Annotated in this window: 8 protein-coding genes; 2 read left to right on the top strand and 6 right to left on the bottom strand. The window is 62.2% G+C overall.

The genetic code is table 11. The features are described from left to right. Both M0954_RS06800 and M0954_RS06795 read left to right on the top strand, forming a co-directional pair. On the top strand, positions 1-1364 hold a 1364-nt coding region (locus M0954_RS06800; protein WP_297352283.1), incomplete at its 5' end, for a S41 family peptidase. 166 nt (positions 1365-1530) lie between these two features. After that, a complete protein-coding gene (locus tag M0954_RS06795; RefSeq protein WP_297352281.1) occupies positions 1531-2298 on the top strand; it encodes a molybdopterin-synthase adenylyltransferase MoeB in 768 nt (255 codons plus the stop codon). A 65-nt stretch (positions 2299-2363) separates the two neighbouring features. Here the strand turns inward: M0954_RS06795 and ptsP are convergent, their stop codons facing one another. The 6 genes from ptsP to M0954_RS06765 form a co-directional block, all read right to left on the bottom strand. Further along, on the bottom strand, positions 2364-4115 hold the full coding sequence (gene ptsP / locus M0954_RS06790) for a phosphoenolpyruvate--protein phosphotransferase (protein WP_297352279.1): 1752 nt from the start codon (positions 4113-4115) through the stop codon (positions 2364-2366). Between the two features lie 209 nt (positions 4116-4324). Then, positions 4325-4594, bottom strand: coding sequence for an HPr family phosphocarrier protein (locus M0954_RS06785; RefSeq protein WP_074263248.1), 270 nt, complete (start codon positions 4592-4594; stop codon positions 4325-4327). A 53-nt stretch (positions 4595-4647) separates the two neighbouring features. Beyond that, complete coding sequence (locus M0954_RS06780; RefSeq protein ID WP_297352277.1) at positions 4648-5136, bottom strand: PTS mannose transporter subunit IIA; 489 nt, start codon at positions 5134-5136, stop codon at positions 4648-4650. A gap of 323 nt (positions 5137-5459) precedes the next feature. Beyond that, the gene (gene gshB / locus M0954_RS06775) at positions 5460-6416 is read right to left on the bottom strand and encodes a glutathione synthase (RefSeq protein ID WP_122153274.1); all 957 of its coding nucleotides are present in this window, start codon (positions 6414-6416) and stop codon (positions 5460-5462) included. 158 nt (positions 6417-6574) lie between these two features. Continuing rightward, complete coding sequence (gene gshA / locus M0954_RS06770) at positions 6575-7864, bottom strand: glutamate--cysteine ligase (RefSeq protein WP_297352275.1); 1290 nt, start codon at positions 7862-7864, stop codon at positions 6575-6577. A 278-nt stretch (positions 7865-8142) separates the two neighbouring features. Next, a partial coding sequence (locus M0954_RS06765) for an ammonium transporter (protein WP_297352273.1) occupies positions 8143-8944 on the bottom strand: 802 nt, incomplete at its 5' end.

Here is an 8944-nt window from a genome sequence, read left to right as displayed (position 1 = left end):
TGGTGTCGAGCCTCGACCCGCACTCGTCGTATCTCGACAAGACCGATTACGAAGAACTGCAGGAACAGACCAAAGGCCGCTTTGCCGGCCTCGGCATTGAAATTTCGGCGGAAGACGGCCTGATCAAAGTTATCTCGCCGATCGAAGACACACCGGCATTTCGTGCCGGTATCCGTCCGGGCGACCTGATCACGCGCATCAACGACAAGCCGGTACGCGGCATGACGCTTGACCAGGCCGTCAAGCAGATGCGCGGCGACCCGGGCACCAAGGTTACGCTCACGATCTTCCGCAAGACCGATGACCGCACGTTCCCGCTCACGGTCACGCGCGCCATCATCAAGGTGCAGAGCGTGAAGATGAAGATCCTGGCGCCGGGTTATGCGTACATCCGCATCACCAGCTTCCAGGAACGCACCACGCCTGATCTGGCCGAAAAACTTCAGGAAATCGCACGCCAGCAGCCGAATCTGAAGGGCCTTGTCCTCGATCTGCGCAACAACGGCGGCGGTCTGCTGCAAAGCGCGGTCGGTGTTGCCGGCGCCTTCCTGCCGCCGGATTCGGTGGTGGTATCGACCAACGGCCAGATCCCGGATTCGAAGCAGGTCTACCGCGACACCTACGACAACTACCGCCTGCCGTCGTTTGACAGCGATCCGCTGAAGGACGAAGCGCCGATCTTCAAGACCGTACCGATGATCGTGCTGACCAACGCCTACTCGGCGTCGGCGTCGGAAATCGTTGCCGGTGCGCTGCAGGATCAGCATCGCGCGCTGATCGTCGGCAAGACAACCTTTGGCAAGGGTTCAGTGCAAACGGTGCGTCCGATGACCGCCGACACTGCGCTGCGCCTGACCACGGCGTACTACTACACGCCGAGCGGCCGTTCGATCCAGAACAAGGGGATTCGCCCTGACGTTGCGGTTGATCAGTACGTGGACGGCGATCCGGACGACGCACTCGTAACGCGCGAAGTGGACTATTCGAACCACCTCGCGAACACGCAGGATCCGGACGAGAAGAAGGAACAGGAACAGCGCGAGCAGGACCGCATGGACCAGTTGCGGGCACTTGAAGAGCAGAACGACAAGAAGACGCCGGAACAACGCCAGAAGGATCGCGACCGTAAGCCGGTCGAGTTCGGTTCGGCCGACGACTTCATGCTGCAACAAGGCCTGAACAAGCTGGAAGGCAAGCCGGTGCAGGAATCGAAGTCGCTCTCCGAGCGGCGTCTCGCGCAGAACAAGCCGGAGCAATCGGCTTCGGCGCCGGTTGCAGTCAAGCCTACCAACCCGGTTCCGGGCATGGGTGCATCGGCCACCACGCCGGCTTCGGCGCCGGCTCCGGCATCGCAAGCCAACTAAGCAGCAAGTCTCACCTAAGGGTCTTCGCAGCGCGACACGCTACGAAGACCCTTTTCTCTAGCGCGATTAGAATCAACAGAACGAATACTCGCGCAACAGGCAATGCCTGATCTTGCAGACGGCCGGCCTGTCTGCCGCCACCGCGCGATCCACCCTGCGCCCCGCCATGAACGACGATCAACTTCTCCGCTATTCCCGCCATATTCTTGTCGACGAACTCGGTATCGAGGCGCAACAGCGTTTTCTCGATGCACATGCGATCGTCGTCGGCGCGGGTGGGTTGGGCTCGCCAGCGGCGATGTATCTGGCCGCGGCGGGCGTGGGCAAGCTGACGCTGGTAGATGCCGACACCGTCGATCTCACCAACCTGCAACGCCAGATTCTGCACGTGACGGCTTCGGTTGGCCGCAGCAAGGTCGAATCCGGGCGCGACGCGATCGCCCAGCTCAATCCCGACGTGGTGGTGGATGCGGTCGCGCAACGCGTCGACGATGCATGGCTCGACGCAGTTGTGCCGCACGCCACGGTCGTGCTCGATTGCACCGATAACTTCGCGACGCGCCACGCCATCAATCGAGCGTGCTTTGCGCATGGGGTGCCGCTCGTATCAGGTGCGGCGCTGCGTTTCGATGGGCAGATCAGCACGTTCGACTTCCGCGATGCCGCCTCGCCCTGCTATGCCTGCGTGTTCCCCGAAGACCAGCCGTTCGAAGAAGTAGCCTGCTCGACGATGGGGGTTTTTGCGCCGACGGTGGGGATCATCGGCGCGATGCAGGCCGCCGAAGCATTGCGTGTGATTGCGGGAATCGGCACGACGCTCGTCGGCCGTCTGATGATGCTCGATTCGCTGCGAATGGAGTGGAACACGATGCGCATCGCGCGCCAGCCGGATTGCCCGGTGTGCGGCCACGCGCATCGTGCGTCGCCGGGTTAACCGACAGGCAAGCAGCGGTTCCCCCGCACGCGCACGCACACGCACACGCGGCGGGGAACACAACCTCACACAGCCGCGACGCGCTTCAACGCAGCCTGCACCTCTTCCGGCTCGAACGAAGCCAGCACATCCGCCACCGGCTTCTCCAGACTCTTCACGTGCGAGCGCAGGATCTCCTGCTTCACGACCAGCAACTGGCTCGGATGCATCGAAAACTCGGTGAGGCCCATGCCGAGCAATAGACGCGTCAGAGCCGGATCGCCCGCCATCTCGCCGCACACCGACACCGGCACGCCCGCGCGCTTCGCCTCGCGCAGCGTGAAGGCAATCAGATGCAGCACCGCCGGATGCAGCGGGTCGTACAGATGCGCAACCGCGTTGTCCGCACGGTCGATCGCCAGCGTGTACTGGATCAGATCGTTCGTGCCGATCGACAGAAAATCCAGCCGCTTCAAAAACAGCGGCAAGGCGATCGCCGCCGCCGGAATCTCGATCATCGCGCCGACCTGCACGTTCGGAGCGTAGGCGAGACCTGCAGCGTCGAGCTGACGCTTGGCCTCGCGAATCAGATCGAGCGTCTGGTCGATCTCCTGCGCGTGCGCAAGCATCGGAATCAGGATCTTCACCGTGCCGAACACCGACGCGCGCAGGATGGCGCGCAACTGCGTGAGGAACATCTGCGGCTCGGACAGGCTCCAGCGGATCGCCCGCAGCCCCAAGGCCGGGTTCGCGGCGGTTTCATAGCCATCGCCACCGCCCATCGAATCGAGCGGCTTGTCGGCCCCAACGTCGATCGTACGGATTGTGACCGGCAGCCCGTTCATCAGCTCCACCGCGCGGCGATAGGCGGCGAACTGCTCCTCTTCGGTCGGCAGCTTGTCCTTGTGATTCATGAACAGGAACTCGGTGCGGAACAGACCGATGCCGGTTGCTCCCGCATCCACCGCCGCTTTTGCGTCGTCGGGCAGTTCAATGTTCGCGCACAACTCGATGCGCGTGCCGCACAGGGTCTGCGTGGGCGAGAACTTCAGACGCTGTAGCTTGCGGTGTTCGAGCGCCTTCTCGCTTTGCCGGTACGAATACTCCTCGAGCACGATCGGCGCCGGATCGACGATCACGATGCCATGATCGCCATCGACGATGATCAGATCGTCCTGGCGGATCAGCGCACTGGCGTGCTGCACGCCGACCGCAGCAGGAATGCCGAGGCTGCGCGCGACAATCGCCGTATGCGAGGTGCGGCCGCCCAGATCCGTGACGAAGCCCTGAAACGTTTGCGTTTTGAACTGCATCATGTCGGCCGGCGCAATATCATGCGCGACCACGATCATTTCCTCGCAGGTGCCGTGCACGTTACCGACGAGGCTGGCGGCCGTTGCCCCCGCCAACGCCTTCAGCACGCGTTCGACCACCTGCTGGATGTCAGCTTTCCGCTCGCGCAGGTATTCGTCTTCGATGTCGTCAAAATGGCGCGACAGGCGCTCGAGTTGCTCGGTAAGCGCCCACTCGACGTTATAACGGCGCGTGCGGATCAGATCGATGGTTTCCTGGACGAGCATCGCATCGTTCAGGATCATTGAATGAACGTTGATGAACGCGCCCATCTCGCTCGGTGCATCCGCCGCGAGATCGTTGCGCAATACATCGAGCTCCTGATGAACAAGTTGCTGGGCCGAGCGGAAGCGCTCGACCTCGCCTTCGATCTGGGCAGGTTCGACTAAATAGTGGTCGACGTCGAGTGCAGCCGGGGCGATCAGATAAGCCCGCCCGATGGCGATACCGCGTGACACGGGAATTCCATGCAGCGTGAACGACACGCGCACCTCCTCTAGTTGTGTGATGCCGCGGTAGACCGCTGCAATGCTCTCAGACCTTGCACGTCATTATAAATTCCGCAGCTTACTGGCGCCTGCCTGGTCAGTGTGCAGCGCAACACGCTTTGTTAGCACGTCGATTGTGACGCGTTAAAAAAAACGCCGCGGAAAACCGCGGCGAGATGACCCAAATAATCTGTAAACGCGCCGCGTTACTGACCTTCGCCGAATTTATCAGCGATCAGTTTCAGTAGTGCGTCCATCGCTTCCTTTTCGTCTGAGCCTTCGGTTTCGATCAGCACCGTGCTGCCGATGCCCGCAGCCAGCATCATCACTCCCATGATACTTTTCGCGTTGATGCGCCGCCCGTTGCGGCTCATCCAGATTTCCGCCTGGAAGTTACCCGCGAGTTGCGTCAGCTTGGCCGACGCGCGTGCGTGCAGCCCCAGCTTGTTCACGATAGTCGTTTCCTGTTGCAGCATGTAATGGTCCGAAGCGCGGGTAATGATGTTTATGAAAGATAAAACCGAAACCGTTACAGGCTCGTCGTGCCCTGCGTATGGGTGAGATCGCTCTCCGGCAGCATGGCGGGCACGCAATCGCCCATTACCGGAGGCGCGCACACTGGCGCGGGCGCACCCGGGACGATCGCCTGGACGCCTTTGGTCGCTCCGGACAGCGCCTTGTCGACCAGCGTGTCGAGCGGCGTGGCGCGATAGCAGACCGCGCGCAGCAACATGGGCAGATTCACGCCGGCCAGCACGCGCACCTCGGGTAGCGAGGCAAGCCGCGCGGCGATATTGGAAGGCGTCGCGCCGAACATATCGGTCAACACCAGGGCGCCGTTCTCCTCCCTGAGCCGCTCGATCTCGGAGTGCGCGAACGCCACGACCTCCACAGGATCGCAGTCCGGCGAGACGTCGATGACGCCGATGCGGGCCGGTAAGCCCCCGTACACGTGTGCGATACAGTCCCTGAGCGCCGTTGCGAGAGGGGCGTGCGCAATGATCAGAATGCCTGCCATGTCAGCCTTGCTGCAAAAAACGGCCCTGAACCGTGGCCCGGGTTTCAACCCGGTCGTCACGCCCTCGACCGGCCGATGGTCTGAGGGTCGGATCGGCGATTTGCACTGCCCGCCTGCCTGGCCGAAACAGCCCGGCAGCGAGCGCGCGCTTCATGCCTGCGCGAAACCTGAGGTTTCGGGCGGCGCGCCTGCCGGCGATCCTAACCGATGCGGGCCGCCGCTAAAGAGCGGGCATTGTAACAGGGTCATTTTCGCGCTTCCGCCACTTGTTCGCTCGACGCCGTCCTGACAGACCGCCTTGGCAACCTGTCAGGGCAACTGCGCTATCCGACCGCCCGCTCCAGCGCGTCAATGAACATCCCGGCGACGTCAAAACCGGTCTGATCCATGATTTCGCGAAAGCACGTCGGGCTCGTCACGTTCACTTCTGTGAGCCAATCGCCAATTGCGTCGAGGCCCACCAGCAGCAGACCGCGCTCCGCGAGCACCGGCGCCAGCGTCTCCGCAATCTTGCGATCGTGTTCAGTCAGCGGTTGCGCCACGCCAAGCCCACCTGCAGCAAGATTGCCGCGCACCTCATTGCCCTGAGGAATGCGCGCGAGCGAATACGGCACCGGTTGGCCGCCGATCAGCAGAATGCGCTTGTCGCCTTGCTTGATCTCGGGGATGAATTTCTGCGCCATCACCGAACGCGCGCCGTCGTGGCTCAGCATCTCGATGATCGAACCGAGGTTCATGCCATCCGCTTTCACGCGAAACACGCCCATACCGCCCATGCCGTCGAGCGGTTTCAGGATCACATCGCCATGCTCGGCGTGAAACGCGCGCAGCCTTGCGGCGTCGCGCGTCACCAGCGTCGGCGCCACGAACTGCGGGAATTCGCCGATCGCGAGCTTTTCCGAATGATCCCGAATCGCCTGCGGCTTATTGAAGATGCGGGCGCCGCCGCGTTCTGCAAGCTCCAGCAGCCACGTGGAGGTCACGTATTCCATGTCGAACGGCGGGTCTTTGCGCATCACCACTGCGGCAAAGCTTTTCAGCGAGCGCGGCGCAGCGTCATCGGCGGCGTACCAGGTCTCGCGATGACCATCGGACTCGTCGCCGACAATCGCAAAGCGCCGCGCATTCGCCTCGACGTCTGCACCGGTCCATGCGAGATGTTTCGGCTCGCAGGTGTAGAGCGTGTGACCGCGCCGGGCCGCCTCGGCCATCATCGCGTAGGTCGAATCCTTGTAGATCTTGAAGTGATCCAGCGGGTCGGCGATAAAGAGAATGTCCATGGAAGTCCTGATGCGCACTGATGGGCTTGGCATTATGCGTTAAACAAGGGGCGGCGGCATGCAGCGCGCCGCCCGTCGGTCCGGTGTAGCGAGGCATGACCACTGCGCCGCGGTGATCCGGCGCTAACCCGCGGCCGTAACAGCAGCGCGGCAGCGAATCAAACCTGAATCGCCTCCGGATCGGTCTTTTCCAGTTCCACCGAGGCGGCCAGCAAGCCGAGCCGCGCCACCACCCCGTACATATAGAAACGGTTCGGCGGCGCCACACCCGGCTTCGCGTGAGCGTCCGGCAGCGCCGTGTGCTCGAAGCCGAGCGGCACGAAGTGCATGCCGGGCGCGTTCAGATTCTGATCGCGCTCGCGGCTGCCGTGCACGCGATAGAAGCCTCCCACCACGTACCGGTCGATCATATACACGACCGGCTCGGCGACTTCCTCACCGATGCGCTCGAACGTGTAGACGCCTTCCTGCACGATCACGTCGTGCACTTCGAGACCGTCCTTGGTGGTCGCCATCTTGGCGCGCTCGCGCTTGGTGAGCGCGGCGACTTCGGAGGCGTCGTGCACGGTCATTACGCCCATGCCGTAGGTGCCCGCATCGGACTTGATGACCACATACGGCTTCTCGGAGATGCCGTACTCGCGATACTTCTTGGCAATCTTCTTCAGCACGCCGTCGATCGCGTCAGCCAACGCCTCTTCACCGGTGCGCGCTTGGAAATCGACGCCTTCGACGTGCGCGAAGTACGGATTGATCATCCACGGGTCGATCTCGACCATCTTCGAGAACTTCTTGGCGACGTCGTCATAGCAGGAGAAATGCGTCGACTTGCGACGCACCGCCCACGCGGCATGCAACGGCGGCAGCAGATACTGCTCATGCAGGTTTTCAAGGACGGGCGGAATGCCGCCGGAGAGATCGTTGTTCAGAAGAATCGAACACGGATCGAAATTCTTCAGGCCAAGCCGGCGTGCTGAGCGCTCAAGCGGCTCAAGAACGATCTTCTGACCGTCCGACAGCGCAATGGTGACTGGCCCGTCGACACTTTCATCGAGCGTTCCGAATCGCACGTTGAGCCCGGCCTGACGCATGATGGTCGCCAGGCGCGCCACATTCTCCAGATAAAACGCGTTGCGCGTGTGGCGCTCCGGAATGACCAGCAGGTTCTTCGCGTCCGGACAGATCTTTTCGATCGAAGCCATGGCCGCCTGCACGGCAAGCGGCAGCACTTCCTGCGGCAGGTTGTTGAACGCGCCGGGAAACAGGTTGGTATCGACCGGGGCGAGCTTGAAGCCGGCGTTACGCAGGTCGACCGAGCAATAGAACGGCGGCGTGTGTTCCTGCCATTCCAGACGGAACCAGCGTTCGATGGCGGGCGTAGCGTCGAGGATCTTCCGCTCGAGATCGAGCAGCGGGCCGTTTAACGCCGTAACTAGGTGCGGAACCATTGATCACTCGCAGACTGGAGAAAAAAGATTGTAGAGCAAACGCTTCGTCCATTTGGGGACGCTTTCTCCATTCGCAAGCGGGGACGGTTGCATTCTCGCTATGGGCGCAATAGCCAGCGAAAACTGCTCCTCCGAAGCAGTCTACCGCGATTCACAGGGGAATAGCCCGGAAATAGCAGCGCGGCAGGCAGCAAAGAAAAGGCCCGCCAGAAGGCGGGCCAAAGTCGCTGCGCTTGATTCGTGATCGTGAATCGTAAAGCCTTGAAACCCTTGAGACCTTATTCGACGTGTTCGCCGTGCAGGCTCACGTCCAGGCCTTCGCGTTCCTCTTCTTCCGTCACGCGGATGCCCATCACCAGGTCGATGGCCTTCAGCAGGATGAAGCTCACCACACCGCTGTACACCAGCGTCGTCAGCACGCCCTTGGCCTGCAGGATCACGCTGCCGTCCGCGCCGCCGATGTCCTTGACTGCGAACACACCGGTCAGCAGCGCACCCACGATACCGCCGATGCAGTGCACGCCGAAGGCGTCGAGCGAATCGTCGTAGCCGAGCTTGGCCTTGAGCCACGTAGCCGACCAGAAGCAGATCACGCCTGCGGCAATACCGATGACCAGCGAACCGCCGATACCGACATAACCCGAAGCCGGCGTAATTGCCACCAGACCCGCAACAGCGCCCGACACGATACCGAGCACCGACGGCTTGCCCTTGGCGATCCACTCAGCAAACATCCATGCGAGTGCTGCGGCTGCCGTTGCAACTTGCGTTGCGAACATGGCGAAACCGGCACGGCCGTCTGCCGCCACTGCGGAACCTGCGTTGAAACCGAACCAGCCTACCCACAGCATCGCGCCACCGATCAGCGTCAGCGTGAGGTTGTGCGGAGCCATCACTTCCTTGCCATAACCGACACGCTTGCCGAGCACCAGGCAGCACACCAGACCGGCGATACCGGCGTTGATGTGAACCACCGTGCCGCCTGCGAAGTCGAGAATGCCTGCTGCGGACAGCCAGCCGGTCGGTTCCCAGACCATGTGCGCGATCGGCGAGTAGACGATGATCGACCACAGCGTCATG

The organism is Paraburkholderia sp. (assembly GCF_026225065.1).
Classification (GTDB): Bacteria; Pseudomonadota; Gammaproteobacteria; order Burkholderiales; family Burkholderiaceae; genus Paraburkholderia.
This window is presented reverse-complemented; position numbering and strand designations above follow the sequence as displayed.